26 protein-coding genes are annotated in these 26,532 nt (G+C 63.1%); 10 read left to right on the top strand and 16 right to left on the bottom strand.

Annotated elements, in window-relative coordinates:
* Window positions 1-6: 6 nt before the first annotated feature.
* From PQU95_RS00570 to PQU95_RS00555, 4 genes are all read right to left on the bottom strand, one after another.
* Window positions 7-1,842 carry a sensor domain-containing diguanylate cyclase gene (locus tag PQU95_RS00570; RefSeq protein WP_272750209.1) on the bottom strand — a complete coding sequence of 612 codons (1,836 nt, stop codon included), beginning with the start codon at window positions 1,840-1,842 and terminating at the stop codon, window positions 7-9.
* 136 nt (window positions 1,843-1,978) lie between these two features.
* Window positions 1,979-2,611: a LysE family translocator gene (locus PQU95_RS00565; protein WP_272750208.1), complete on the bottom strand. Its 633-nt coding sequence runs from the start codon at window positions 2,609-2,611 to the stop codon at window positions 1,979-1,981.
* 26 nt (window positions 2,612-2,637) lie between these two features.
* Window positions 2,638-3,135, bottom strand: a complete 498-nt coding sequence (locus PQU95_RS00560) for a GNAT family N-acetyltransferase (protein ID WP_272750207.1) — start codon at window positions 3,133-3,135, stop codon at window positions 2,638-2,640.
* 384 nt (window positions 3,136-3,519) lie between these two features.
* A complete protein-coding gene (locus PQU95_RS00555) occupies window positions 3,520-5,127 on the bottom strand; it encodes a response regulator (protein ID WP_272750206.1) in 1,608 nt (535 codons plus the stop codon).
* 169 nt (window positions 5,128-5,296) lie between these two features.
* Between PQU95_RS00555 and PQU95_RS00550 the strand changes: the two genes are divergently transcribed.
* On the top strand, window positions 5,297-5,584 hold the full coding sequence (locus tag PQU95_RS00550; RefSeq protein ID WP_272750205.1) for a hypothetical protein: 288 nt from the start codon (window positions 5,297-5,299) through the stop codon (window positions 5,582-5,584).
* 48 nt (window positions 5,585-5,632) lie between these two features.
* Here PQU95_RS00550 and PQU95_RS00545 read toward each other — a convergent pair whose 3' ends face one another.
* From PQU95_RS00545 to PQU95_RS00535, 3 genes are all read right to left on the bottom strand, one after another.
* Window positions 5,633-6,094, bottom strand: a complete 462-nt coding sequence (locus tag PQU95_RS00545; RefSeq protein ID WP_272750204.1) for a hypothetical protein — start codon at window positions 6,092-6,094, stop codon at window positions 5,633-5,635.
* Between the two features lie 36 nt (window positions 6,095-6,130).
* Window positions 6,131-6,484: a hypothetical protein gene (locus tag PQU95_RS00540; protein WP_272750203.1), complete on the bottom strand. Its 354-nt coding sequence runs from the start codon at window positions 6,482-6,484 to the stop codon at window positions 6,131-6,133.
* A 120-nt stretch (window positions 6,485-6,604) separates the two neighbouring features.
* Window positions 6,605-7,282 carry a hypothetical protein gene (locus tag PQU95_RS00535; protein WP_272750202.1) on the bottom strand — a complete coding sequence of 226 codons (678 nt, stop codon included), beginning with the start codon at window positions 7,280-7,282 and terminating at the stop codon, window positions 6,605-6,607.
* 216 nt (window positions 7,283-7,498) lie between these two features.
* On the opposite strand from PQU95_RS00535, the gene ompR reads away from it, so the two are divergent.
* Both ompR and PQU95_RS00525 read left to right on the top strand, forming a co-directional pair.
* Window positions 7,499-8,230, top strand: a complete 732-nt coding sequence (ompR, locus tag PQU95_RS00530) for an osmolarity response regulator transcription factor OmpR (RefSeq protein ID WP_272750201.1) — start codon at window positions 7,499-7,501, stop codon at window positions 8,228-8,230.
* The gene (locus PQU95_RS00525) at window positions 8,227-9,534 is read left to right on the top strand and encodes an ATP-binding protein (RefSeq protein ID WP_272750200.1); all 1,308 of its coding nucleotides are present in this window, start codon (window positions 8,227-8,229) and stop codon (window positions 9,532-9,534) included. The genes ompR and PQU95_RS00525 overlap by 4 nt, the downstream gene beginning before the upstream one ends.
* A 64-nt stretch (window positions 9,535-9,598) precedes the next feature.
* Here PQU95_RS00525 and PQU95_RS00520 read toward each other — a convergent pair whose 3' ends face one another.
* Both PQU95_RS00520 and yihA read right to left on the bottom strand, forming a co-directional pair.
* Window positions 9,599-10,504 (bottom strand): bifunctional transcriptional activator/DNA repair enzyme AdaA, encoded by a 906-nt coding sequence (locus tag PQU95_RS00520; RefSeq protein WP_272750199.1) that lies wholly within the window; start codon window positions 10,502-10,504, stop codon window positions 9,599-9,601.
* A gap of 184 nt (window positions 10,505-10,688) precedes the next feature.
* Entirely contained in the window at window positions 10,689-11,330 is a 642-nt protein-coding gene (gene yihA / locus PQU95_RS00515) for a ribosome biogenesis GTP-binding protein YihA/YsxC (protein WP_147693221.1), read from the bottom strand.
* A 91-nt stretch (window positions 11,331-11,421) separates the two neighbouring features.
* Between yihA and PQU95_RS00510 the strand changes: the two genes are divergently transcribed.
* From PQU95_RS00510 to PQU95_RS00490, 5 genes are all read left to right on the top strand, one after another.
* Entirely contained in the window at window positions 11,422-12,042 is a 621-nt protein-coding gene (locus PQU95_RS00510) for a c-type cytochrome (protein ID WP_272750198.1), read from the top strand.
* Window positions 12,043-12,111: 69 nt separating this feature from the next.
* Entirely contained in the window at window positions 12,112-14,133 is a 2,022-nt protein-coding gene (locus PQU95_RS00505; RefSeq protein WP_272750197.1) for a cytochrome c biogenesis protein ResB, read from the top strand.
* On the top strand, window positions 14,133-15,266 hold the full coding sequence (gene ccsB, locus PQU95_RS00500; RefSeq protein ID WP_272750384.1) for a c-type cytochrome biogenesis protein CcsB: 1,134 nt from the start codon (window positions 14,133-14,135) through the stop codon (window positions 15,264-15,266). Before PQU95_RS00505 ends, ccsB begins: the two co-directional genes overlap by 1 nt.
* Before the next feature lie 98 nt (window positions 15,267-15,364).
* A complete protein-coding gene (locus PQU95_RS00495) occupies window positions 15,365-15,784 on the top strand; it encodes a hypothetical protein (protein WP_272750196.1) in 420 nt (139 codons plus the stop codon).
* 101 nt (window positions 15,785-15,885) lie between these two features.
* A complete protein-coding gene (locus PQU95_RS00490; RefSeq protein ID WP_227302159.1) occupies window positions 15,886-16,110 on the top strand; it encodes an HP1242/YdcH family protein in 225 nt (74 codons plus the stop codon).
* A 57-nt stretch (window positions 16,111-16,167) separates the two neighbouring features.
* Here PQU95_RS00490 and PQU95_RS00485 read toward each other — a convergent pair whose 3' ends face one another.
* A complete protein-coding gene (locus PQU95_RS00485; RefSeq protein WP_272750195.1) occupies window positions 16,168-17,319 on the bottom strand; it encodes a GGDEF domain-containing protein in 1,152 nt (383 codons plus the stop codon).
* Window positions 17,320-17,463: 144 nt separating this feature from the next.
* Here PQU95_RS00485 and PQU95_RS00480 point away from each other — a divergent pair, with 144 nt between their 5' ends.
* Entirely contained in the window at window positions 17,464-18,183 is a 720-nt protein-coding gene (locus PQU95_RS00480; RefSeq protein WP_272750194.1) for a pseudouridine synthase, read from the top strand.
* 68 nt (window positions 18,184-18,251) lie between these two features.
* Here the strand turns inward: PQU95_RS00480 and PQU95_RS00475 are convergent, their stop codons facing one another.
* The 6 genes from PQU95_RS00475 to PQU95_RS00450 all read right to left on the bottom strand — a co-directional run bounded on the left by PQU95_RS00475 (window position 18,252) and on the right by PQU95_RS00450 (window position 23,680).
* Window positions 18,252-18,620, bottom strand: coding sequence for a rhodanese-like domain-containing protein (locus PQU95_RS00475; RefSeq protein WP_272750193.1), 369 nt, complete (start codon window positions 18,618-18,620; stop codon window positions 18,252-18,254).
* A gap of 2 nt (window positions 18,621-18,622) precedes the next feature.
* The gene (locus PQU95_RS00470) at window positions 18,623-19,831 is read right to left on the bottom strand and encodes a heme biosynthesis HemY N-terminal domain-containing protein (protein ID WP_272750192.1); all 1,209 of its coding nucleotides are present in this window, start codon (window positions 19,829-19,831) and stop codon (window positions 18,623-18,625) included.
* Between the two features lie 3 nt (window positions 19,832-19,834).
* Window positions 19,835-20,860 (bottom strand): uroporphyrinogen-III C-methyltransferase, encoded by a 1,026-nt coding sequence (locus PQU95_RS00465; protein ID WP_272750190.1) that lies wholly within the window; start codon window positions 20,858-20,860, stop codon window positions 19,835-19,837.
* A 117-nt stretch (window positions 20,861-20,977) separates the two neighbouring features.
* Window positions 20,978-21,706 (bottom strand): uroporphyrinogen-III synthase, encoded by a 729-nt coding sequence (locus PQU95_RS00460; RefSeq protein WP_272750189.1) that lies wholly within the window; start codon window positions 21,704-21,706, stop codon window positions 20,978-20,980.
* A 3-nt stretch (window positions 21,707-21,709) separates the two neighbouring features.
* Window positions 21,710-22,645 (bottom strand): hydroxymethylbilane synthase, encoded by a 936-nt coding sequence (gene hemC / locus PQU95_RS00455; protein WP_272750187.1) that lies wholly within the window; start codon window positions 22,643-22,645, stop codon window positions 21,710-21,712.
* A 141-nt stretch (window positions 22,646-22,786) separates the two neighbouring features.
* Window positions 22,787-23,680, bottom strand: coding sequence for an AEC family transporter (locus PQU95_RS00450; RefSeq protein ID WP_272750186.1), 894 nt, complete (start codon window positions 23,678-23,680; stop codon window positions 22,787-22,789).
* 51 nt (window positions 23,681-23,731) lie between these two features.
* Here PQU95_RS00450 and ppc point away from each other — a divergent pair, with 51 nt between their 5' ends.
* A complete protein-coding gene (gene ppc, locus PQU95_RS00445) occupies window positions 23,732-26,440 on the top strand; it encodes a phosphoenolpyruvate carboxylase (protein ID WP_272750185.1) in 2,709 nt (902 codons plus the stop codon).
* Window positions 26,441-26,532: the final 92 nt, after the last annotated feature.

The raw sequence follows: 26,532 nt of genomic DNA, 5'->3' as shown, positions 1-26,532 counted from the left end.
GGTGTGCTAGCCGGCGCGCACCTGGTTGCGGCCTTCCTGTTTGGCCAGATACAGGGCGGCGTCGGCGCGGGCCATCATCGGCGTGGCGGTGGCGTCGCCGGGGTAAAGCTCGCTGATGCCGATGCTGACGGTAAAGTGTACCGGCTCGCCGCCTTGCGGGTTGTCCAGCTGCAGCTCGGCCACGGCCTGTCGCACGCGCTCCATGATCTGGGTGGCGGTGTAGCGGTCGGTATCCGGTAGCAGGATGGCGAACTCCTCGCCGCCCAGCCGGCCGCACACATCTTCTATGCGCACGCTGGCCTGGCAGCAGCTGGCAAAAGTGCGCAGTACCTCGTCGCCAAAGGCATGGCCATAGCGATCGTTCAGCAGCTTGAAGTGGTCCAGGTCCAGCATGGCCAGCGATAGCGGGCGCTCCCAGCGTTGGCCGCGGGCGATTTCCTCGGTGCAGCGCTGCATGAACTGGCGGCGGTTATACAGGCTGGTGAGCTCGTCGGTATTGGCCAGCCGGATCAGGTCGGCCTGCAGCATCTTGGCGTCGCTCACGTCGTGCTTGATCGCCACCATGCGCAGCAAACGCCCTTCTGCCGACATGACCGGTGCCACCGAGATGGTTTCAAAATACAGCTGGCCGGCGCGATTATGGCTGGACAGCTCGCCGCGCCAGATCTCACCGCCCATGATGGTGCTTTGCAGTACGGGCTTGAACTGCGGGTGCTCCGCCAGCAGTACGTCTTCCAGCTTGTGTTGGCCGTATATTTCCTCGCTGTCATAGCCGGTCATCGCCACAAAGGCCGGGTTCACGTATTCAACGTGTCCTTTGCCATTGGCAATGATGATGGCTTCGGCGGCGTGGTCGATGGCGACGCTGCGGGTGGCGAGGGCATCGTTCAGCTCGGTATTGCGCTGGTAGCGCCGCACCCCCCAGGCCAGCAGCAGGGTGCAGATCAGCCAGCCGCCCAGCATCAGCCAGGCTTTGTTGCGCCAGGGGGCGAGCAGGGTTTCCTTGTCGATACCTACCGTGACCAGCAGGGGCAGCCGTTCAACCTTGCGCATGGAGTGCAGGCGGGTGCGGTTATCCAGCCTGGACGTGTATTCGTAGCTGGCCTCGACATCGCCGCGCTGCAACATGCCCAGCGCTTCCGGGTCATTGACGGGGGCCACAGGCATGGGCGAGATCAAGGGCTGGCGGGCCAATAGCTGCATGCGGGTGTCGGCAAAAGCCATCACGTCGTGGTAGCCGCCTACCAGGGTGCGGTCTATCAGCTGCTGGAAGTGGCTGGTGCGGATAACCGTCCCCAGCAGGCCGATGACGCGGCCGTCTACGCCGCGCACCCGTTGCGTTGCCATGACGACAAGGTCGCCGCTGGCGCCCTTGAAGCGCTCGCTGACAAAGCGGTCTTCCTTGCTGGGCGACAGCATGGCCTTGCAGTAGCTGCGCTCGCGTGCGTCAAAACCGGGGGAAACCTTGAACGACAGCACCAGCTGGCAATTGCGGTCTACCAGAATCATGTCGTAGGCCTGCGGCACGCCCCGCATGGCGCGCACCAGGCGGCTTTCCAGCGCGGTGCGTTCCGCTGCGGGTTGCTTGGCCTGGAAGTCATTCTCTTGCAGCTGCTCTGCCACCATGTTCTGCAGTAGCTCTACCTCGCGAAAGTCTTGCCGCATCCACTCGGAAAACAGCAGGCTTTCCATGCGGGCCTGGGCGTGGCCTTGCGCGATGGTTGTCTGGTATGAGGACCATAATTCGGCAACGCCGCTGAGCAGCAGCAGCAGGCTGATCAGTGCGCCGTAGGTCAGCGCTTTGAAGCGGCTGGGCGAGGCAAGGTGCGAGACGTGGGGCATGATCCACAAGTCAATCAGGGACAGGCTGCCATTCTTGCATGAAGCGCAGGCTTTTGCAGGTATCGATGGCTGAAGTGTCCGCCGGGTATTCTATAGATGTGGTGTCTTTCCTATTGCAATGCGCCTTGGGGGGCGCTTAGCGGCCCAGGATCAGTTTCAGCCCCAGCAGGGCAAACAGGGTACCGGCGATACGGTCCAGCAGCCTGCTGCGCTGGCGCGATGTGTTAAGCCACCGCCCTGCGTGGCCGGCAAAGTAGCCCATCAAGCCAAATACCACGGCGGCCTGGGTAGTAAACAGCAGCCCGAGCTGGGCGGTTTGCCAGGCGATCTGCCCGTGCTGGCTGATCACGAACTGGGGCAGGAAGGCAAGAAAGAACAGCACCACCTTGGGGTTAATCGCGTTGGCGAGCAAACCCTTGGCGAACAGCCTGCCTGCAGTGTCGCGCGCGTCTTGGCTGTGTTGCTTATCCAACAGGCTGCCCTGGCTGTGCCATGCCTGCCAGCCTAGCCAGACCAGATACAGGCCACCGGCTATTTTGAGCGCGGCAAAGGCCAGTGGCGATGCCGCCAGCAGCGCGCTGATCCCCAGCGCCGCCAGCAGGGTGTGGCTCAGGCAGCCGGCGGCACAGCCCAGCCCGAAGGCCATGCCGTGGCGCCGCCCTTTGGCCATGCCCAGACTTAACACCATCAGGTTATCTGGCCCGGGTGACAGGGTAACCAGCACGGCGGCCGCCAGAAATCCAAGCGCTTGTTCCATCCCTAGCAGCATAGCTGTCTCCTTGTTCGTGTCGTGCCTTACAGCCTGCGGCCAAGAATGACCAGGTCGCGTTCGGTCTCGTCCAGCAGGGCGACCTGGGGCAGGTGTGCCCAGCGATCAAAGCCAAAGCGGCGGAACAGCTGCAAGCTGGGTTCGTTGTGGCCAAAAATGAAACCCAGCAGGGTTTTTACGCCGTATTGCGGTGCGTTATCGATAACGTACTGCAGCAGTATCTTGCCCAGGCCCTGGCCACGTGCGGCCTCGTCCAGATAAATGCTGACTTCGGCCGTGCCGTTGTAGGCCGGGCGGCCATAAAAATCCGACAGGCTGACCCAGCCAACCATGCGGCCCGCTATTTCGGCCACCCAGAGCGGCCGACGTTCTGGCTGGTGGGCATGAAACCACGGCAGGCGGCTTTCCACGCTGACGGGCTCCAGGTCGGCGGTGACCATGCGTCCGGCGATGGTGCTGTTGTAGATCGCAACGATGGCGGGCAGATCCGCCAGCTGTGCCGGGCGAATTTCGGGGCGTGACATGCGTTCTCCTTGTATCGGTCTGGAAAGCATTGTGGCGATATTGCTGCTGCTTGGGAACGGCCTGTAGCCGGCTTGGGTATGAACAGTGTTTTCTGGTGCAGTTTTTTTGGCGGTTATGGTGTGGCCAGTAGCAAGGATGCCAGTGCATCGTAATAATTTAATGAATTACATTAAATTATTACGTAATTAGTTCGGTGTGGCGCAGGTGACAGGCAAGCAGGGCTGTGGATAAACTTGTCCACAGCCCATGGCTGGCAGGCGGGTATTTTCATTGTGTGACACGATTTTTTGTCACGCAATGACTAATTGTATGATTTTAAAGGGATATGCTGGCGGGCTTGTGTGGCGTGTGCTCATGTTGCTGCGGGGTTTTGCTGGCAGTGCTTAGTCTGGCAGGATTTCTTGCTGGGCGGCGGCGTGCCGCAGCTTTTGCAGTGTGGCTTGCAGGCCGTGTACGCGCTCGTGTTCTGCCGGCAGCCAGCCCAGCAGCTCTTGTGCCAGGCCAATGCTGTTCTCGTCGGCCAGCTGCAAAAGCAAGGCGCAGGCGTTCATGCCCAGACGGTCGTTGAGTGTGGCACTGGCCGTGTCGTACAGCAGTTTGGCGGCAGCGTCTTTTTTCTTGTCTTTGGTCAGTGATACCGCTTCGTCGTTGGTGCTTTGCAAGAAGCCATAGGCATCGTGTACGGCTCGAATGAGGACGATGCTTTTTTTGGTCATGGCGGTCAGCTGTTCGACATCCTGGTGGGTTCGTACCAGGCGCAAGGACAGTTGTTTTACCCAGTCGTAACCCTGGTAACCGTCGAGATCGTCCGGCAGACGTGCCACCGCTTCCAGAAAGCGCACGCCGCTGCGCCAGCTAAGCTGCTTTTGCAGCAGCAAGGCAGCAGCTTGCTTGAGCGATTCCTGGGCATCCATCCACGATTTTCGCCCCAGCAGGGTCATGCTGCGGCATACGTGCAGCAGGAAAACATTGTGCTCGCCCTTGAGCATGCCATTGAGTTCGTTGGCGACCTGGTCCATCTTTTCGGCGTTGCCTGCTTCGCTGTGCGCTTGCAACAGATCGATCAGCACGTCAGGGCCAAAGGCGCTGTTGTTGCGGCCGATGCGCACGGCTTTTTCCAGATACAGCGCGGCTTTGGCCGGGTCGCCGGCGTTTAGCGCGCTTTCACCGGTCAGGCACAGGCGGCGGAAGTTGCGCGGCGATAGCGCCACCGCTTTTTCCAGCACCTCAAGCGACTCGGTAAACTGCCCGCAGCGGGCCAGGTTGTGCGCCAGGGTGTCGTAGGCGTCGGTGTAGTGTGGGGCTTCGCTGATGATGTCTTGTAGTAGCTCGCTGCTTTCGGCCACTTTGTCTTGTGCTTTGAAGATGCGTGCCAGCCCCATCTTGGCCCAGGGGATGACGCGCAGATCCAGAATGTCGGAATAGCACTTGCTGGCGTCGTTGTAGTGTTCCAGTGCCAGGTGGGTTTCGGCCAGCAGGCGCAGCACGTCAAGCTTTTGTACCGGGGTGGCCGCCTTGCTGACCAGCTCGTCCATGGTGGCGATGGCCAGGTCTTCGCGGCCATTCATCAGGTGCAGGTGCGCGGGCTTCAGGAAACGCTTGCGGGTAAAGGCCGACTGCATGCGGTCAAACAGTGCCTGGCTGGAAAACGGTTTGAGAATGTAATCGTCTGGTGCCACTTCGGCGGCGGCCACGACACGCTCGTAGCTACGCTCGCCGGTAATCATGATCCATACCGAGGTGAGCGGGTAGCTGCCAGTGCTGCGTAGCTGCTCCAGCATCTCCTGGCCATTCATGCCCTCGCCCAGGTTGTAGTCGCACAGCACAACGTCGAAGCCGCGCTTTTGCAGGCGCATCAGGCCGTCGGCGGCGTTGGCTGCCGTTTCCGAGCGGGTCACCCCCACATTGCTGAGCATGGCGCGTAGCGACTGCCGCACGGTAAGCGAGTCGTCAATGATCAGTACGGTAGTGGTGTCGCTGAATACGTTCACGCCAGGGTTCTCTTGTCGTCGTTATCGGAAGCAGGCTGTGCGCTGGTGGCTACTAATATAATCCAGGCTACTTGAAAATCCGAATATAGAAACGGCATGTCATGTTGAAAGTGGCAAAAGTGAGTGCAATAAGCTTAGATAAGAAAACTACTTTAAGCGGAGCGTAGCCATGCAATACGAAGAAGTCGCATCCCAGCATTTCCTGACCCTGCGGCGTACGCCGTTTCCGCATGCGCTGATCGAGCAGGCCTTGCTGGAAATGGGCGGCGGCGGGCCGGCCGGAATGAGCTACCGCAAGAAAGTGCTGGCTGCCGCAGGTTGGCCGCACGATGGCCTGGTGCCCTTCGCCAAGTACCCGGAGCAGGCAGCCAGTACTTTCAACCGTATTCGGCTGGCTTTGGAGTCGGGGCCGGATGCTGACGGTTTGCTTGCATTGCTGGGCGTTAAGCCGGCTTGAGTCTAGGCAGTGGCCTGGTGTCGGGTGGCAGCCAAGTAGACAGCAGCGTTAACGCAAGGCGGAGCCATCGTCCTGACGCTTGCGCATTTCCAGGTGCAGGCATTGCCGGCGCTGGCTGCCAAACAGTGCGCCGCATTGTTGCAGGGCGGCCAGGCGCGCCTGGCAGTGCGCATTGTCATTGCCCGGAGGGCAGGCTGGCGGGGGGAGCTGCGTGGCGACGCACTGGCGGCGGGCTGCCCCGCTGGTGCCATGACAGGCTTGCTGTGCCGCAGCCAGCTGTTCGCAGGCGGCGCGGTTGCGCTCGCGCCGGCATAGCGCGGGCGGGGTGAACTGCTGCAGACAGGCGGGCAGGTTGGCCGCAGTTTGATCCTGGCAGCTGGCCAGGCCGGCTTGCTGGTATTGGCAGGCCGTTTCTGTGCTATTGCTGGTGCAGCGTGCCGGCGCGGCCGCCCACGTGCTATGGCAGGCAAACAGCCCCAGAATCAACAGGCCCCGCCGTATGTTGTTCATGTGTCTCCCCTTTGGCCTGCCATGGCGGGCGCTACGCTAGCTGTCCGGGCCACCCTCCGGTGGTGGCGCGTTAAGGCGATCCTGCTTTTTGCGCCAGCGCTGCCAGGCTTTGGGTGGTGCCTCCCCCGCCGGCATGCTGGCTTGCCGGTCGGGTGGCAGATGCAGGCGTATCGCATCGTGACGGCGGTAGAACTGGCGCAGGCGGCGGGCTTCTTCTTCGCTGATTTCCCCGCGCACCACGGCTTCGCGCAGGCGTAGCTCCCGCAGGCGCAGCGCGTCTGCCCGCTCTAGGGGTGGGGCGTTGATGCCCTGCGGTGGCGGGTTGGCGTGGGCGGCGTTGCCTGCGCTGAATACTAGCCAGCCCAGCAACATCGATAGCAGCGACTTCATGATCTGATTCTATCCTGCGCGGTTTCGGGGCGCCATGGTGTTGCATTGCGGGTTTTACTCACGGCACCAAGCCTGCCAGACGGGGCCTGGCAGGCTTGGGTGGTATCAAGCGGCGCGGGTTTAGTGGCCACGCCCGCCGGCCCACGGTGCCAGGTCATCTGTCCAGCTGGTGCGTGCCGGGCCACGGTCCTGGTTGCTGATCAGGGTTTTGGTCAGCGCGTGCAGCTGGGTCATGTCCGGGCGTTGTTTGTTCTGGCGTGCGCTGTCCATCAGCTTGCTGCGCTCCTGTTTGAGCGTGGCCAGCTCGGCGTCGGTGAGGGCACCGGAAATCACGGCGTCGCGGAACTGTTTCATGTCTTCGTGCGGCATGCCATGCGCCCCCTTGCGTTGCTCGTGCCCGGGTTTGCCGTCGCACATGCCATCGTGCATGCCGCCCTTCATGTGCATCTGGGCCAGCTCGGGCGGCAGCTTGTCGCGCTTCTGGGTGCGGTCGGCATTGTCGATCAGCGCCTTGGTCTTGTCTTGCAGTGCCTGATGCAGTTTTTTGGCTTGTTCGCGGTCGGCGCTGCTGAAGTTGCCGTCGTCACGCAGCTTCTTGATGGTGGCCATGGTGGTGTCGCGCTCTTTTTTCAGCGTGGCCAGCTCGGCGTCGGTCAGCGCGCCGGACATCACCGCTTCGTGGAAGGCTTTGTGGTCAGCGCGCGGCATCTTGTCGCCGTGGCCGAAGGCCAGGGCAGAGGCCGACAGCGCAGCCAGCAGGGAGAGAACCAGTGCGGTCGGGGCGAAACGTGTTTTCATTGCAAACTCCTTGTGCCGTGTGGCCTTGGTTGATGCTGTCACTTTAGCGCCGGGGTTTTGCCAGAGTATGTGCCACAGGGTGGGGAGTGTTAACGGGTGTTAAGGTTGGCCGCCGGCTTAATCTCTGTTCACACCGGGGCTGACGCTGTGCTGGCCACGCGGTAGGCTTGCAGCATTGACAGGCAGGTAGCCCTGCCCGCACGGAGACTGGGTGCTATGGAAAACCGCAAAATACTGGTAGTGGATGATGACGCGCGCCTGCGCGAGCTATTGCAGCGCTACCTGACACAGCAAGGCTATATGGTAGAAAGCTTGCCTGACGCCCGCGACCTGGACCGCAAGCTGGCGCGTAACCGGCCGGATCTGCTGGTGCTGGACGTGATGATGCCGGGCGAAGATGGCCTGGCGGTGGTGCGCCGCTTGCGCGCGCAGGGGGAGCCGATACCGGTGGTGATGCTGACGGCGCGCGGCGAGGATATCGACCGTATCCTGGGGCTGGAAATGGGTGCGGATGACTACCTGGCCAAGCCCTTCAACCCGCGCGAACTGCTGGCGCGCATCAACGCCGTCTTGCGCCGCTACGAGCAAACGCCGGCGGTCACCGCCAGCCACCAGGAGGCCGAAGCGCTGCAGTTTGGTGCCTGCACGCTGAACCCGTCGCGCCGCGAGCTGCTGCGTGACGGCCAGCCGGTGACACTGACTACGGCCGAATACGCCGTACTGCTGGCGCTGGCAACCCACCCGCGCCGCCCGCTGACCCGCGAGCAGCTGATGACGCTGGCCATGGGCAAGGGCGGTGGCGAATCGCAGGATCGCAGCATTGATGTGCATGTCTCCCGCCTGCGCAAAGCCATTGAAGACGCCGACGGCCCGCCGCGCTATCTGCAAACGGTGTGGGGTTACGGCTACGTGTTTGTACCCGATGGCCGCGACAAGGACGCGCCATGAAGCTGCCCGTGCTGCGCGGCACACTGTTCATCCGCCTGGCCGCCCTGGTGGTGATGGCGGTATTGGCCAGCCAGGTCTTTACCCTGTGGCTGGGGGTCAAGCAAAAGAACAGTTTGCTGGCCGGCCAGCTGTACGCCCAGGTGGTGGATACGCTGGCCGATTATGAAGGTGCATTGTCACGCCTGCCCGACGCGCAGCGCGGCCCGTTCCTGCTGGCCAATAATCACGCCGGCCTGCCGCGCCTGCTGCCTTTGACGGCGGCGACGCTGGTGCACGCCAGAGTACCGCCGATGGGCCACGATCTGGCTGGCCAGCTTTCCGATGCACTGGGGGAGCCGGTGCACGTGCAGTTCAGCCGCGGCGAGCGGCAAGAGCTATGGCTGCGGGTGCCGGTGCTGGATCAGCACTATTGGCTGGTGATGCCGCTGACGCGCTTCTTGCCGCCGTCCTTGCGGCCAACCTTGCAGGCCGCCGGCCTGGTGGCCTTGCTGTCGCTGCTGGCTGCTTTTGCGCTGGCGTGGCGCACTACCCGGCCCCTGTCGCAGCTGGTGGCCGCTACCCGCGAGCTGGAAGCCGGCCGCACGCCGCCGCCGGTGGTGGCCAGCGGCCCGCGCGAGGTGCGTATGCTGATCGAGCGTTTCAACGGCATGGCACAGGCGCTGGACAAGGCCGCCAGCGAGCGGCGCTTGATGCTGGCCGGGTTGTCGCACGATCTGCGCACGCCGCTTACCCGGCTGAAGCTGGCGGTAGAAATGCTGTCCCCGGATGAAGATAGTGCCGGCATGCTGTCCGATATCGACGAGTTGTCGCATATTGTCAGCCAGTTCATCGATTTTGCCCGCAGCGAAGAAGTCCGCCCCATGCAGGAAGTGGCGCTGGGTGCCCTGATAGACAGTGTGCTGGCGCGCTTTGCCCGCGATGGCATGGTCGTGCACTGGCAGCGTGAGGATGCCACCTTGCGGGGCGATGCCTTAAGCCTGCAACGCTTGTTATCCAACCTGCTGGAAAATGCACGCCGCTATGGCCGGCCGCCTTTTGCCGTCAGCCTGCAGCCCGGCACCAGCGAATTGGTGTTGCGGGTAAGGGATGGCGGCGAGGGCATTGCGCCGGCCTTGCAGCAGGCGGCCCTGGCACCGTTCGAAAGGTTGGCCGCACACCGCGGTACCGACGGCGGTAGCGGGCTGGGGCTGGCTATTGTGCAGCGTATTGTGCAGCAGCATCGTGGGCGTTTGCAGTTTGCCCACCCGGCGGGTGGCGGTTTCGAGGTAGGAATCTGGCTGCCGCTAGCCCCCTCCCCCGATTAAGCGTTGGCACGCGCGAGGGCCCGGTTTTACCGGGCTGGTGGGGCTTCATCTGGATGGCGGCTTGTCAGGCCATGGCGTCTGTGCCGATGCCGTGGCGTGCTGGCGTGGTACTGTCCTCATCCGCAGCCTCTGCTTGCCGTGCTGCCTCCCAGCCCAATAGCGACAGTTTGCAGTTTTCCCCCCAGCGGTAGCCCCCCAGTGCCCCGCTGGCGCGGATCACGCGGTGGCAGGGGATAAGCCAGGCGATCGGGTTGGCTCCTACCGCACTGCCTACGGCGCGCGCGGCGCCAGGCTTGCCTAGCGCTTGGGCCAGCTGGCCGTAGCTGCACAGGCTGCCGTAAGGGATGGTCAGTAGTGCCCGCCATACCTGGATCTGGAAATTGCTGCCGTGTACATGCAGCCGCAGTGGCTGGCCATCGTGCGGGCCCAGCGGCTGAAACAGCCGTGCCAGCAGTGCCTGGTGGCTGCCAGGCTGGTGTTGCAGCCGGGCCTGCGGCCAACGTAGCTGTAGTAGCAGGCGTGCTTGCTCCGCGTCTGGCTGCGGCAGGAAATGCAACATGCACAGCCCGCGTGGTGTGCTGGCCGCCAGCAGGGGGCCAAAGCGGCTGGGTTCTATGCTCCAGTGCAGCGGTAGGCTGGCACCGCCGGCGCGCCACTCGCCCGGGGTCATGGCCTCCAGCGTGACAAACAGATCGTGCAGGCGGCTGCTGCCGGACAACCCCAGCTCGTGGGCCAAGGGCAGTAGTGCCGTACCTTGCTGCAAGCCGGCTTTGGCCGCCTCCAGCGTAATCTGCTGCAAAAAGCGCTTGGGGCTGATGCCGGCCCATTGCGTGAACAGGCGCTGCAGGTGGTATTCGGACAGGTGCAGCGTACTGGCCAGCTGCGCCAGCGTGGGCTGGTTGTGGGCGTGCTGTATCAGGTAGCGGATAGCCTGGGTGATACGCTCTTCATCTCGGGGTGCGCTGTGCATGCCGGCCTCCTGGGTCATGCTGGCAGTGTAGGCAGCCTGGGTGGCACGGGCGACCCGATTCTTGCCATACTGGCTGCAGGCAAGAAAAAACCCCGGTTAGCAAACCGGGGCCAATGCCTTGGCAGGCTCCCGCTCAGGGAGGTGAAGCGGGAAGGAGCGCGTGGCTCCTGTTTGCTTTGACGCCTTAATCGGGGAAAGTTTCATCGATATCGTCAAATTGTTCCTCTTGCGGCATCGGGCAGGCGGCAAACCAGCCCTCCACGATGCCGGCTACTTCTTCGGTGCCGGTTTTTTTCGAGCTGGAGAACAGCTGCAGGGTGATGTTGGGGTAGTCAGCCAGCTGTTTCTTGACCGAGGACAGAACCTTTTGTTGTTCCTGGCGCGACAATTTGTCGGCTTTGGACAACAGAATGTGTACCGGGCGCTGCGTCACGGTAAAGAACTCGATCATCTTCCAGTCCAGCTCCTTGAGCGGGTGGCGCGAGTCCATGATCAGCAGCAGGCCCACGATGCTGTCGCGGGTTTGCAGGTACTGGCCCAGCAAGGCTACCCAGTGTACGCGGATGGCTTCGGGCACTTCCGCGTAGCCGTAGCCTGGCAGATCCACCAGGAAACGCTCCTGGCCCAGATCGAAAAAGTTGATGTGCTGCGTGCGGCCCGGGGTTTTGGAAACGTAGGCCAGGCGGGTACGATTGCACAGGGTATTGATAGCGCTGGACTTGCCGGCGTTTGAGCGGCCAACAAAGGCCACCTCGCAACGCGTAGGTGGCAAATCCTTGAGGTGGTTTACGGTTGTGAAAAACCGTGCATTCTGAAAGATCGACATAGTAGTAAGGGCAAAGTCAATTGATATAGAATAGCAGGTTTGAAATTGCCACCTTTACAGATATTTACGCTATCTCTCATTAGGAGCGACCATGAAACGTAACATGCTGTTGGCTATCGCTGCTGCTACCTTTGCAGCCAGTGCTATGGCCTCCACCCCGGCAGCGCCTGCCAAAGGCGACCCGGTCAAGGGCAAAGCCATCGTTGACCAGGTATGTGCTGCCTGTCACGGTGCGGACGGCAACAGCGTGGCTTCTGCCAACCCGACGCTGGCCGGCCAGCACGCCAAATATATCGAAAGCCAGCTGAAGGCTTTCAAATCCGGCGAGCGCAAGAACCCGATCATGATGGGTATGGCCACACCGCTGACCCCGGCCGATATGGCCAACGTGGCCGCGTATTTCAGCAGCCAGAAAGTAAAACCGCGTGAAGCGGCCGACAAGAGCCAGATGCCGCTGGGCAAGAAGATCTACACCGCAGGCAACCCGGCGACCAAAGTACCGGCCTGTATGGCTTGCCACGGCCCGGCAGGTAAAGGCTACCCGGACCAGTACCCGGCAGTCGGCAGCCAGCATGCAGCGTATATCGCCAAGCAACTGGCCGACTTCAAGGCAGGCACCGATCGCAAGAACGCCGTGATGCACGATGTCGCCATGCGTTTGACCGATGCCGAAGTGAAAGCCGTATCCGAATACATGTCCGGTCTCCGTTAAGCGCAACTTTTTCGCGCAGATACGTTCCAAAGGGGGCTTTGCGCCCCCTTTGTCGCGTTTGAAACCAAAATGAAAAGCCAAAAAAAACCTGCCTCACCCGGCTATCGCTTGTACGAGCTGCTGAGCTCCATGCGTTTTGCCATTGGTCTGCTGACCATTCTCTCCATCGCATCGGTCATCGGCACCGTCCTCAAGCAGAACGAAGCCTACCCCAACTACGCCTTCGAGTTTGGCCAGTTCTGGTTCAAGGCCTTCGAGTATCTGGGTTTGTACGACGTGTACCATTCGGCCTGGTTTCTGACCATCCTGGCTTTTCTGGTGATCTCCACCACGCTGTGTATCGTGCGCAATGGCCCTGCTTTCCTGCGCGATATGAAGGGGTTCCGCGAGAAGGCGGCAGAAGGCTCGCTCAAGGCCATGAAGCACAGCCGCGAGTTGGCCGTACAGCTGGACGAGGCGCAGGCGGTGGCCCTGATCCAGCAGCGGGGCATGCGTTACAAGCGTAGCGAGCGCGACGACGGCAGTATCGTACTGGCAGCGAAAAAGGGCAGTGGCAGCAAGCTGGGTTACTTTTTTGCCCATATTGCCATGGTAGTGATCTGTATCGGTGGCCTGATGGATGGCAACCTGCCGCTGAAAATCGGCGAGCTCACCGGCAGCATCGTGCCGGAAACGCGCGAGCTGCCACAGGGGCAGATCCCGCCGCAAAGCCGCCTGGGTGAAAATAACCTGTCTTTCCGCGGCAGCGTGACCGTGGTGGAAAACAAAAGCGCCGACGTGATCTTTCTGAACAGCGGCAAGGGCTATCTGGTGCAGGAGCTGCCCTTTATCGTGACGCTGAAAAAATTCCATGTGGACTACTACAGCAACGGTATGCCCAAGCTATTTGCCAGCGATATCGTGGTGACCGACAAGGCCAGCGGCAAGGAAACCCCGGCCACGGTGAAGGTAAACCACCCGCTGATCGTGGATGGTGTGGCCATCTACCAGGCCAGCTTTGGCGATGGTGGTTCGCCGTTGGAGCTGAAAGCGTGGAACCTGGCCCAGCCGCAAAGCCCGGCTAGCGAAATCAAAGGCGTATCGCTAAACAGCCAGCCCTTGCGTGTGAATGGCCAGGACTACCAGCTGGAGTTCGGTGACTTGCGCGTGTTCAACATCGAAAACATGGGCAAGCGCGATGCCGAAGGCAAAACCCTGCAGCAGCGCATGCACGACGTGCGCGAGGTCAAGCAGGACACCAAAAACCTGAAAAACGTCGGCCCGTCCATTACCTACAAGCTGCGTGACAGCCACGGCCAGGCGCGTGAATTCCATCATTACATGGCGCCGATGGAGCAAGAAGGTGCGCTGTACCAGATTGCCGGTGTGCGCAGCGAGGTAGCACAACCCTTCCAGTACCTGCGTATTCCACTGGATGACGAGTTGAAAATCGACAGCTTCATGCGCCTGCAGGCCGCGCTGAAAAACCCGGCGCTGTACGACGAGATTGCCCGCCGTACCACGGCCAAAGCCATGAAGGGCGCCGCCATCAGCCCGGCGATGGAAAAGCAGTTTGGCGATAGCGTGAAGTGGATTCTGGCGCGCTTTGGCGAGGGTGGTTTTGTGGCACTGGAGAAATTCCTGGATGCCCGCGTACCGGCCGACAAGCGCCAGGCGATTGCGCAGACCTATATCAAGATCCTGCAAGGCGCCGTCATCGATGTGATGGCTGTGGCGCAGGAGAAGGCCGGCCTCAAACCGTGGCCGCAGGATGAAAAGCACTACCGCTTCTTGCTGGATGGTCTGGTCACGGTCAGTGCCTTCAATGACTACAGTGCACCGCTGTACCTGGAGCTGCAGGGTTTTGACCAGATACAGTCGTCCGGTTTGCAAATGACGCGCTCGCCAGGCAAGAACCTGGTGTATCTGGGCTCGCTGATGCTGGTGATCGGCATCATCCTGATGTTCTATGTGCGCGAAGTACGGCTGTGGCTGGTACTGCGTGCCGGTAGTGTCCGAGTGGCCATGAGCTCCAACCGCCACAACCGCGACCTCGATGAAGATTTCGATAAAATTGTGGGTGCGCTGAACCCGCAAGCAGGAGAGGCATGATGGAACTGCTAATGCAACAACCGTTCTACAAGCGCTTGAACCTGGGTGACTGGCTGTTTGCCCTGTTCATTGCCGTAGTGACCGGCTATACCTTCAGCCTGTACGGCGCGAAGATGGACTATTACGAAGACCTGATCCTGCTGGGTAGCGGCGCCGGTATCGTAGCGCTGGGCTGGTTCTGGGGCAGCTGGCGCTGGTTTTTCCCGTTGGCCGGTGCCATGTCGCTGCTGGCCATCGAGCTGTACGACCACAACCTGGCGCGTGCTACCGAGAGCTTCGGCCTGAAGTTCCTGCTGTCCAGCCAGTCGTCGTTCATGTGGATGTGCACGTTGTTCTTCCTGGCCACCGCCGTGTACTGGACGGGCCTGCTGTCGCGCTCTGCCTTGCTGAACCGCATCGGCAGCGGCCTCACCTGGGCGGCGGCGGCCTTTGCCTTGGCCGGCCTGTTTACCCGCTGGTACGAGAGCTACCTGATCGCACCGGACGTTGGCCGCATTCCGGTATCCAACCTGTACGAAGTGTTCATCCTGTTCTGTCTGATCACTGCGCTGATGTACCTGTACTACGAAGCCAAGTTTGCCGCGCGCCAGCTGGGCGCCTTTGTGCTGCTGGTGATCACGGCGGCGGTGGGCTTCATCCTGTGGTACACCTTCGACCGCCAGGCACACACCATCCAGCCGCTGATCCCGGCGCTGCAGTCGTGGTGGATGAAGATTCACGTGCCGGCCAACTTTGTCGGCTACGGTGCTTTTGCGCTGTCGGCCATGCTGGGTGTGGCGCAGCTGCTGTCGCGTCGCGGCATCCTGACCGACAAACTGCCCAAGGTCGAAGTGATCGACGAGATGATGTACAAGGCCATCTCGGTGGGCTTCCTGTTCTTCACTATTGCCACCATCCTGGGCGCCATGTGGGCAGCCGATGCCTGGGGCGGCTACTGGAGCTGGGACCCGAAAGAAACCTGGGCGCTGATCGTGTGGCTGAACTACGCTGCCTGGCTGCACGTGCGGCTGGTAAAAGGCTGGCGCGGCGAGCCGCTGGCGTGGTGGGCGGTGATCGGCCTGCTGGTAACTACCTTTGCCTTTATCGGCGTAAACATGTTCCTGTCCGGCCTGCACTCTTACGGTTCGCTGTAAGCTGGTCGTCATCCACCAAACCGGGGCGTTGCCCCGGTTTTTGTTTGTAGGGGCGCCTATGGTATACCTAGCGTACCCCGCTTCTATCGTGTGCAACCATGCCGACACCGACCACGCTGCCCCCTAGCGACATCCGCCGTGACCCGTCAATACAGCACTTGCTTGGCCGTATGCCGCAAGATGTTGCCGATACGTTTACCGAAGCGCAGCTGGCTAGCCTCAGGTTAGCCCTGGGCGCGCGTAGCTGGGGCCGCCATGCGGTGGATATCCGCGGTACGGTCGTGTTCTGGCGTTGGCGCTACTACTACGTATTTCTGTTAGGTAGAAACCGGCGCGAGTTGACCCGGCGGGAAAAGCAGCTGTCCTTGCTGCTGCAAGCGGTCTTTTTATCAGTACTGCTCTTGGTATCAACCCTGTTAGGCCTGCTGGTGCTGTATCTGGTGAAGTCGGCGCTGGGTATAGACCTCTTCCCCGGTTTTTCTCTGGGCATCTGGAGTTGGTTCAAGCAGCAGTTTTAGCGACGCGGTTTGTGTGTTAGATCAAATGGCTTTTCCCGTGATGGGCATAGCATGGTTCTGACGCCGCGCCGCTAGTGCGGCACCCCACCAAGGAGAAAGCCATGTTCCCGGAATTTCGTGATCTGATCAGCAAACTGAAAACCGAAGACGCCCATTTCACCCGTCTCTTCGACAAGCACAACGAGCTGGACCAGCAAATCAAGAACATCGAAAACCGCATCGAGTCGGGCTCGGCGGTTGATATTGAAAACCTGAAGAAAGAAAAGCTGAAGCTCAAAGACGAGCTGTACGTGATTCTGAAAGCCAAAGCAGCCGAAGTGCTGTAATACCGGCTGCCAAGAAAAAGCCCGCTGGCCATGCCTGCGGGCTTTTTGCTTTTCTGGCTAGCCTATCCAGACCAGTTGGTTGCGCCCGGCCGACTTGGCGCGATACAAGCGGCTATCGGCCAGCTCGAACAATTCGCGCCAGTCGTCCACGCTTTGCGGTACCAGGCTGGCCACGCCGATGCTGGCGCTCAGCGCGCTGCTGACCTTGCCCGGCTCCAGCAGGATGGTATTGATTTGCTGGCAGAGCTTGCTGGCGACTTCGCGCGCGCCTTCTACATTGGTATCCGGCAGCAGCAGGCAAAACTCCTCGCCACCAAAGCGGCCAAAAATATCGGCAGTACGCACGTGCTCGGGAATCAGCTCGGCCAGCGCTTTCAGTGCCATATCGCCCCGGCTGTGGCCGTAGGTATCGTTAATGCGCTTGAAGTGGTCCAGGTCAATCATCAGTAGCGCCAACGGGCGCTGCTGGCGGGCGTGCTGCGAGCAAGCCTTGCGCGCCAGCTCCTCGAAGCTGCGGCGGTTGAAAATGCCGGTGAGCGGGTCCAGCGTGGCCAGGGTGCGCAGCAGCGCCAGTTCCTGCTCCTTGCCTATCGCCATGAAGCATAGCGCCAGCAGTGGTGTGGCGATCAGCACCGGTAGCAGCAGCAGGGTGCCGATCTCGTACACGATGAAAGCCGGGTCGCTGGCACCCAGATGCAGCGCGTACAGCAGCATATACGTGGTGGCGAGCGTGCACAGGCCACCCGCCAGCTTGATGGGGAAGGGGCGCTCGGCTTGTAGTAGCAGCAGCCCGGCCAGGCTGCCCAGATAGAGCGCGGCGACGCCGAGTGCCATGGCCAGGTGCACGTAATAAACATGCGGCGGCATGGCCAGCAGGATGCCGGCCAGTAGCAGCAACAGGCCTGCACCAAAGCGCCGCTGGCCCGGTAGCGGAATAGGGGTGCGCAACAGGCGCGCGAAGCTGCCCAGCAACCAGCTGCCTTTTAGCAGCAGCAGTACACAGGCCAGTAACGCCGTGCACAAGGACGGCAGATACGGCGAGTACAGCAGCGTCAGATAAAGCCCGGCCCCGGCAAGGTGGGCCCCTGCCCAGCGGTCGTAGATACCCTTGCGGCTACGTTGGCCGCGCAGCAGCCAGACGGTGACGCCGCAAACCAGGTAGATCAGCAGCAGGCACAGCTGAAGCGTGGCTGAATGAACGATTTCCATCGAGTACTAAGTTGTTTAAGAAACGCTTACTAATAGGCGGGCTGAATAGTAACACGCCCTGCAGGATAAATGTTACGGGGGGTGTATGCCATGTTGTTGAATTTCAAGGAAAGTCTGCCGGGCTGGCGGTGATAGAATACGGGCATGGAACTCTATCGCTTACTGCAACAACAAGGCTTTGGCAGCCGCAAGGAATGCCGCAAGCTGATCGAATATGGCCTGGTAGACCTGAACGGTGACACCGAATACGACTGGCGCCGTGATGTCGCCCCTGCCGACATCCGCTTGCTGCAGGTAGATGGCGAGCCATGGACACTGCTGCCCGAGCCGTTTTACCTGCTGCTGCACAAGCCGGCAGGCTATGAAACCTCGCACAAGCCCATCCATAACCCCAGTGTGTACCGCCTGCTGCCCCAGCAGATGGTGAACCTGGGTGTCTCGGCAGTCGGCCGCCTGGACGTGGATACCACCGGGCTGCTGCTGTTTTCTACCGATGGCCAGTTTGTGCACGCGCTGACCTCGCCCAAGAAAGACGTGCCCAAGCTGTATCGTGTCACCACCAAGCACCCGGTGAGCGCCGAGCTGCTGCAGCGCTTGCGCGAGGGCGTGCTGCTGCACGACGAGCAGGAAACGCTGGCCGCAGACAGCGCCGAGCAGGTGGGTGAAAACCTGCTGGACATGGCCATTACCCAGGGCAAATACCACCAGGTAAAACGCATGGTGGCGGCCGCAGGCAACCGCGTAGAGCAGCTGCATCGCCTGGCGCTGGGTAGCCTGGCGCTGGGGGATTTGCCCGAAGGCGAATGGCGTCTGCTGTCGGCCACAGAGTTGGCCGCATTGGGGTTCGCCAGCCCGGAGGCTTGAACCGGCATCCCTGTTGTCTGCAATAAAAAACCGCCTCACGGCGGTTTTTTCATGGGCTGCTGCGGGGGCTAGCGCACGATGGGGCGCTGGCTGCTACGGCTGGCGTCTTCCAGCCCGCCCAGGTTTTGCAGGCGGGTATAGCCCAGTGCTTTCAGCGTTTCCAGCGCCAGTGCCGAGCGGCGGCCGCTACGGCAATACAGCTGGATGGGCGTGTCTTTGCCCGGCACCCGTGCGGCAATGGTCTGTGCAATGCTGTCCAGTGGCAGCAGCTGCGCGCCCTGCAGGTGGCCGTCGGCAAACTCCTCTGCCGTGCGAACGTCGATCAGCACCCGCTGCTGGCTGGCTGCCGCCTGCGTTGCCGGCCCCGCTGCGCTGGCGGCGTAAACGTTGGCCGCAGCGGCCAGCGCCAGTGTGGTGGCAACAAGCAGGGTTTTCATGGCTAGCAGCCTTGTTGCAGGGCGATTTTCAGCGCCAGCGCCTGGTGCTGGGCGGCCTTGTCATCCTTGCCCAGCGTGGCAAACAGCTTGGACAGCTCGGCGTGGGCGCACAGGGTGGGCTGCATGGAAACACTGGCCTCCAGGTAGCTTTGCGCCTTGCCCCACAGCTGCTCGGCCAGCGCCAGGCGGCCTAGTGCCAGCAGCAGCATGTGGTCACGCGGGCGCGATTTCAGCCAGTTTTCCGCGTCGCGCATCAGCGTCAGGCGGCGCTGGCTGTCGATGTGCTCGGCCAGCATGCCCAGCTCGCGTGCCAGCTCGGGGGTGGCTTGCTCTTCATCCGACAGTGCGGTGGCAATCAGTTCGGCGGCCAGCGGGTAGGTGTCCAGTGCGATCAGGTGGCGCGAGATATCCACCACCAGGTCCGGGTTCTGCTTTTCCACGCCCGGGATGCGCTTGAGCCAGTCGCGTACCTCGCGCTCGCTGCCCAGCCCCACCAGCTGCTGGCGGTAGGCCGCCAGGCGGTAGCGGCGTGCTTGCTCGGCTTCCAGCGCGTCGGCTTTCAGCAGCTTTTCGGTGATCTGCAGCACTTGCTCCGGCTGTTTCAGCAGCATGCGGATTTTCAGCTCCAGGCGCAGGGCCGAGGTCAGGTTGCTGCTGATGGCACGCGCACGTTCGATGGCGGCCAGTGCTTCCAGCGGCTGCTTGGCGTCCATGCGGATTTGCGCTTCTACCATATGGCGTGCCAGCTGGATGCGCTCCGGCATGCTTTCCAGCCGGCTGAGGTAACCGTCGCGCTTGGCGTTGTCGCCCACGCTGGCTGCCGAGCGGGCGGCGATCATCAGCGCCAGGGCACGGTTTTCATCGGCGTATTCGTCGTCGATGGATTTCAGCGCTTCGCGCTCGGCGCGCTGGTAGCGGCCTTCAAACATGGAAATGGCCGCCTCACGCAGTGCATGGCGGGCGGCGCGCAGTTTTTTCTGGCGCTGGAAAGTACGTACTTCCTGCGGCAGGTTGGCCGCCAGGCCCAGCAGGCGCAGCACGGCGTACGCCACCAGCACCAGCACCACCACGGCGATGATCAGCAGGTTGAACGACACTTCCATGCGATACGGCGGCACAAACAGGATGGCGTAGCCGGTATTCAGGGTAGAGGCCAGGCCAATCAGTACCGCCAGGGCAAACAGCCCGACAATCCAGAACACGAATCTCACGGCTTACTCCACGGTATTGCCTTGCGCATCGCGCACGGCTTTCAGGCTGGCAGACAGGTCGGGCAGGGTCACGTTCAGGCGGGCGGCGGCCAGCTCGGCCAGCGTGGCCTGCCATTTCTGCGTGGCCGGCGCGTCGCGGTCGAAGTAGCGTGCGCCGTACTGGGCGGCGGCGGCCAGGTCGGCCTGGTAGGTGGCACCGTCGCGCTGGGTCAGTGCCAGGCGCGCGTCCAGCAGGCGCAGCTTGATGTTTTCACGCAGGAAGAAGGCTTGCTCCGGCGACAGCAGCAGCGCTTCGGGTTTGTCCATGCGGCGGATGCGTACCATCTCGCCCAGGCTTTGCGTGACGTCGGCCAGCAGGCGTTCCCACCATGGTGCGTCGGCAGGCAGTGCCGGGCGGGCGGTGGTGGTCGCCAGGCGGTGATGGTCGATCACCAGCGGCAGGGTTTCCGCGCCCAGCATCAGGGTATCGAGCTTCACGGTCAGGCCCACGCTATCCAGGTAGGGCAGCGCCTTGAGCGTTTCCAGGTCTTTGGAAACGGCTTTTTTCACCGGAATCAGCGCCGGGTTGTCGAAGCGGGCCAGGCGGTTGTCCACCATTTCCAGTGCGGTAATGGCGCCGCTGACGTTACCGGCCAGCTGCAGCTGCTGGCTGGCAATGCCCAGCGTGTGTTCTACCTCGGACAGCAGCCAGTCGCTGCGGTTTTTGGTGAGCTCCTGGTACATGGCGCCCAGGGTGGCGTACTGGCCGGCCGATTCGTTGACGCGGGCTTCCAGCAGCACCAGCTTGGCTTCGGCGGCGCGGGTGGCGGCCAGGGCTTGCTCGGTTTGGGTCTGGATGGCTTTGGTGTTGCCGCCGCTCTCGGCCAGGCGGCTGGCCAGGGCTTGCTTGGCATCGTTCAGCTGCTGGCGGCTGTCCAGGTATTGCCAGCCGGTAACACCCAGCGCAATCAGGGAAACAATCAGCGCGAGGTTGACGGTTTTCTTGGCTGGCAGCGCGCTGCCGGTTTCTACTGGGGTGGCTTCGCTCATGGGATCTCGTGGTGACCGCAAGGTTGCCGCGCTAGGCGGCAGGGTTGCTGGATCCGGCGCGGGGCGCCGTATGACTGCAGGGCATTGTAACGCCGCCTTGGTGGGGCTGCCAGCCGCTTAACGCGCCAGCATGGCGGCCAGGGCGCTGGCACTGCCGTCGCACAGCGAGATATCGGCCACGCCATACTGGCGTAAACGCAGGGCGATGCGCGGGTGCAGGGTATAAAACGGCAGCGTGCACAGCAGGGCGCGCTGCGCCGCTTGCGCCTGGCCGAACAGCGCATCGGCAATCTCGCTGGAGGTCACCAGCAGGCCGGCCACTTGGCCTGCGGCGTGCAATGCGGCCAACCCTGCCCAGTCCGGCGGGCTGACCTCGCGCTGGTAGATGTCGGCGTGGCGCACCAGTGCACCACGTGCGGCAAGGGTTTCCCCGAGCTGGGCGCGCCCGCCGTGGCCACGCACAATCAGCACACGCTGGCCGGCCAGCTGCTGCAGGGCAGGGTGGGCCAGCAGGGCGTCGCTGTCGTTGCCGGTTTCGGGGTGTAGCACCGGGCGCTGGCTTTGCTGCATCAGCTTGTCGGCGCTGGTGCGGCCAACGCAGGCCAGCTGTACCGTGGCGGGTAGCTTGCCTGCCAGCACCGGCCAGCCGATATCGATGGCCGACGGGCTGACAAAAACCAGCCAGTGGCTGACGCGTGCCAGCGCCGGCAGCGTGGCCAGCGCGGCATCGTCCGCTACCGTGTCCAGCACGCTAAAAGGCTGCGCCGCCACGCCCAGCGAGGCCAGCGCGGCCTGCAGGCGGGCAGCTTGGGCCGGGGGGCGCACCAGCAGCAGCGTACCGGCCATGGCTTATTTGCCGGCCTGTTCGGCGATAACGGCCTCGATCAGCGGTGCCGCGTCCTGCTCCAGCAGCTTTTTGGCTACGGCGCGGCCCAGGGCGTCGGCGTAGTCACGCGGGGCGCTGGCGCTGGCGGTGAGCATCACCGAGCCGTCCGGGTGCGCGACAAAGCCGCCCAGGGTGATGAGGTCGTCGGTGATGGTGGCAAAGCCGCCGATAGGGATCTGGCAGCTGCCGCCCAGCACGCGCGAGAAGGCGCGTTCGGCGCTGACGCAGGCGTGGGTGTCGGCGTGGTTCAGCGGCGCCAGCAGGGCGACGAGGTCGGCGCGGTCGGCGCGGATTTCGATACCCAGCGCGCCCTGGCCTACAGCGGGCAGGCTTTCCGACGGCGCCAGCTCCTGGCGGATGCGCTCGCTCAGTGCCAGGCGCTTCAGGCCGGCGGCGGCCAGGATGATGGCATCGAATTCGCCGTCGTCCAGCTTGCGCAGGCGGGTTTGCACATTACCGCGCAGCGGCTTGATCACCAGGTGCGGGAAGCGGGCGCGCAGCTGCGATTCGCGGCGCAGGCTGGAGGTGCCTACCACGGCGCCGTGCGGCAGCTCGTGCAGGCTGGTGTAACGGTTGGAAACCAGCGCGTCGCGCGGGTCTTCGCGTTCGCAGATGGCGGCCAGGGCAAAGCCTTCCGGCAGGTTCATCGGCACGTCCTTGATGGAATGCACGGCGATATCGGCGCGGCCTTCCTGCAGGGCCAGCTCCAGTTCTTTCACAAACAGGCCTTTGCCGCCGATTTTGGACAGGGTCTTGTCCAGAATCTGGTCGCCCTGGGTGGTCATGCCCAGAATCTCTACCGTGAGCTGCGGGTACAGCGCCTCGAGGCGGGCTTTGATGTGTTCGGCCTGCCACATGGCGAGTTTGCTTTCGCGGCTGGCGATGACGAGCTTGTTCATGAACGGCGGTCCTGCGCTAAGAAAAGGATGGCCGGCATTCTAGCACGCACACGGCGGGCAACCTTGATGCAGGGCAGGGTGTGTGTAGCTGCAACATTACCTTGTAGTTTAACTACACGGTGCGCCACTTTTGCGGCAGGATTACAGCAGTAAGGCCAGCATCAGCGGCATGGTGACCATGGCGGCCAGTGTCGAGGTGGTGACCACCGCCGCCGCCAGCTCCCCGTCGCCCTGCATGCGCACGGCCAGGATATAGGCCGAGGTAGCGGTGGGCAGCATGCTCATCACCAGCGCGGCCTGGCGGTACAGGCCGCTGACGCCCAAAAGCCCGGTGGCCAGTACGGCGATGGCGGGTAGCAATAGCAGTTTGATGGCGTTCCAGTACAGTAGTGGGCCGGCGTGGCGGCGCAGCGCGGCAAAGCGCAGCCCGGCACCCACGGTAATCAGCCCCAGCGGCAGCGCGGCGGCAGCCAGGTGGTCGATGGCGGCAAACAGCGGTGCCGGGACGTGCAGGCCGCCCAGGTTGGCCGCCAGCCCGCTGCTGATGCCCCAGATGATGGGGTTGCGCAGCAGCTCGTACAGCATGCCGCGTTCGCTGCCGTGCGCCAGCTGGCCTACCGCCATCACGTTCACCACCGGCACCATGCTGCCGCACAGCAGCGCGATGGTGGCAATGCCGGGCTCGCCGGCCAGCGAGCCCATCACGGCAAAGCCGACGTAGGTATTAAAGCGGTAAGCGCCCTGGTTACCGGCGGCAAAGCTGGGCTGCGGCAGCCGGAACAGCGGCTTGGCCGCGCTGCCCAGCACAAAGGCGCTGGCGGTAAACAGCAGGCCTGCGGCCAACATGGGCAGGCTGGCGGCCAGGTCCAGCTGTGCCCGCGCCAGCGCGCGGAACAGCAGCGGCGGGAACAGCACGAAATACACGAATTTCTCGGCCTCCGCCCAGAAAGCAGGCGCCAGCCAGCCGCTGCGCCGCAGGGCAAAGCCGAACAGGATGAGCAGGAAATCGGGAATGAGGATCAGGGCGGTATCCATGCCGGCCATCTTCGCAGTGTTTGTCACAATAAAATATTAGGGAAATAGAGTATGCACGATCAGGACAAGGATTTACCGCTACGCGAAGACCTGGCACGGCTGAACCGCCTGCTGGAAGCGCTGCTGCTGGAACAGGAAGGCGCCGAGGTGGTGGACGAGATCCGCGCCATCCCCGGCGGCGCACAGCGCCACGACGCCGAGGCCGACGCGCTGGTAGAGCGCCTGTCGCCGGCCACCACCACCGCGCTGGTGCGCGCCTGTGGTTTGTACTCGCAGCTGTTCAACATTGCCGAAGACCTGCACCACGCCCGCCGCCGCCGTGCCCACCAGCGCGCCGGCAGCGCCCCGCAGCGCGGCAGCCTGTCGCGTGCGCTGGCCAGCCTGCACGAAAACGGTGTGGATTTTGCCAGCCTGAACGCCGCGCTGCAGGACGCTAGCGTCAGTGCCGTGCTGACCGCCCACCCTACCGAAGTACAGCGCCAGAGCGTGCTGGACGGCCACCGCGCCGTGCGCAAGTTCCTGCAGCAGCTGTCCTCGCCTGACATCACGCCGGAAGAGGAAACCGAAGTCGAGGCCAAGCTGCAGCGCGTCATCCACACGCTGTGGCAAACCACCGAAATCCGTCCGTTCAAGATGACGGTGGCCGACGAGATCGAAAACGGCGTGGCCTACCACCCGCTGTCGTTCTTCCAGGCCATTCCGGCGCTGTACGAGCGCCTGGGCCGCCAGATGCGCGAGCTGTGGGGCCAGGACGCGGCGATACCGTCCTTCCTGCGCGTAGGCAGCTGGATCGGCGGCGACCGCGACGGCAACCCAAACGTAGACGCCGGCGTGCTGCGTCACGCCATTACCCGCCAGGCCGAGGTGGCGTTCAAGCACTATTTCTACGAGCTGGCCGGCCTGTACCGTGAGCTGTCGCTGTCGTCGCGCCACATCCGCGTGTCGCCTGCCGTCGCCGCGCTGGCCGCCGTGTCGCCCGACGCCGCCATCAGCCGCCGCGAAGAGCCGTACCGCCTGGCGCTGGCCACCATCGAAGGCCGCCTGTCCGCCACCGCGGCCAAGCTTGGCTTGCCATTACGCGGCCGCTGGACCGCCGGCGACGCCTACCCCGATACCGACGCGCTGCAGGCCGACCTGGCCGCGCTGCGCGACTCGCTGGCCGCCAACGGCAGCGCCTTGCTGGTGTACGGCCGCCTGGGCAAGCTGGCGCGTGCGGTGGACGTGTTCGGCTTCTACCTGATGCCGCTGGACCTGCGCCAGCACGCCGAAAAGCACGCTGGTGTCGTAGGCGAGCTGTTTGCCCACGCCAATCTGGAACACTACGCCGCGCTGGACGAAGCCGCCCGCGTGCGCGTGCTGCTGCGCGAGCTGGCCACGCCGCGCCTGCTGTACTCGCCCTTCCTCAGCTATAGCGCCGACAGCGAAAAGGAGCTGGCCATCTTCCGCGAAGCGGCGCTGGTGCAGCAGCAGTTCGGCCAGGGTGCCATCGCCCAGTGCATTATTTCCAACTGCGCCAGCGTGTCCGACATCCTGGCGCTGGCGCTGCTGGCCAAGGAAAGCGGTCTGCTGCGGCTGGATGGCGGTGTACCGAGTATCAGCCTGAACCTGGTGCCGCTATTCGAAACCATTGCCGACCTGGACGCCTCGGCCGCCATCATGCAGCAGCTGTTTGCGCTGCCGTGGTACCAGCAGCTGCTGAAAAGCCGCGGCAGCGTGCAGGAAGTGATGCTGGGCTATTCCGACAGCAACAAAGACGGCGGCTACCTCACCAGCCAGTGGGAGCTGTACCAGGCCGAGCAGCGCCTGGTGCGCGTGTTCGACGCCGCCGGGGTGAAGATGCGCCTGTTCCACGGCCGTGGCGGTTCGGTTGGCCGCGGCGGTGGCCCGTCGTACGAAGCCATCATGGCGCAGCCGGCCGGCACCGTGGTTGGCCGCATCCGCATTACCGAGCAGGGCGAGATCATTACCGCCAAGTTTGCCGACCCGGACAACGCCACCCGCAACCTGGAGGCGCTGGTAGCGGCCACGCTGGAAGCCACGCTGAGCCAGGGCAGCCAGCAGGATACCGACGAGAGCGTGCTGGCCGAGCTGTCCGGCCACGCCTACCGCACCTACCGCGCGCTGGTAGAGTCGGACGGCTTCATGCAGTACTTCATGGAAGCCACGCCGATCAGCGCCATTGCCAAGCTCAACATTGGCAGCCGCCCGGCCTCGCGCAAGGCGCTGGCCAGTATCAAGGACCTGCGCGCCATTCCATGGGTGTTCTCGTGGTCGCAATCGCGGGTGATGCTGCCGGGCTGGTACGGTTTCGGTAGCGCGGTGTCTGCCTACCTGGCCGCGCACGGTAACGACGCCGGCCTGGCGCAGCTGCAGGCGCTGTACCGCCAGTCGCCGTTCTTCCAGGTGATGCTGTCCAATATGGAACAGGTACTGGCCAAGGCCGACCTGCAGATCGCGCGCCGCTACGCCGCGCTGGTGGGCGACGATGCGCTGGCCGACCGCCTGTTTGGCGGCCTGCAGGCCGAGTTCGACAAGACGCTGGCGGCGTTCTTTGCCATCACCGGCCAGGACAAGCTGCTGCAGGGCAACCCCACGCTGGCACGCAGCCTGGATACCCGCCTGCCCTATCTGGACGCGCTGAACCTGCTGCAGGTGAAGCTGCTGCAGCGCCTGCGCCAGGAGCCGGACGACGAGGCCGCGCTGTACGCCATCCACCTCACCATCAACGGCATCTCCGCCGGCCTGCGCAACAGCGGCTAAGGTTGGCCGCAGGGCAAGACCAAGCCGGTCCGCGTGTGCGGGCCGGTTTTTTTATGGCTACGGTGCGTTACACGGTGTGACATTTGGCACCT

It is taken from the genome of Vogesella aquatica (genome assembly GCF_028548455.1).
Classification (GTDB): Bacteria; Pseudomonadota; Gammaproteobacteria; order Burkholderiales; family Chromobacteriaceae; genus Vogesella; species Vogesella aquatica.
This window is presented reverse-complemented; position numbering and strand designations above follow the sequence as displayed.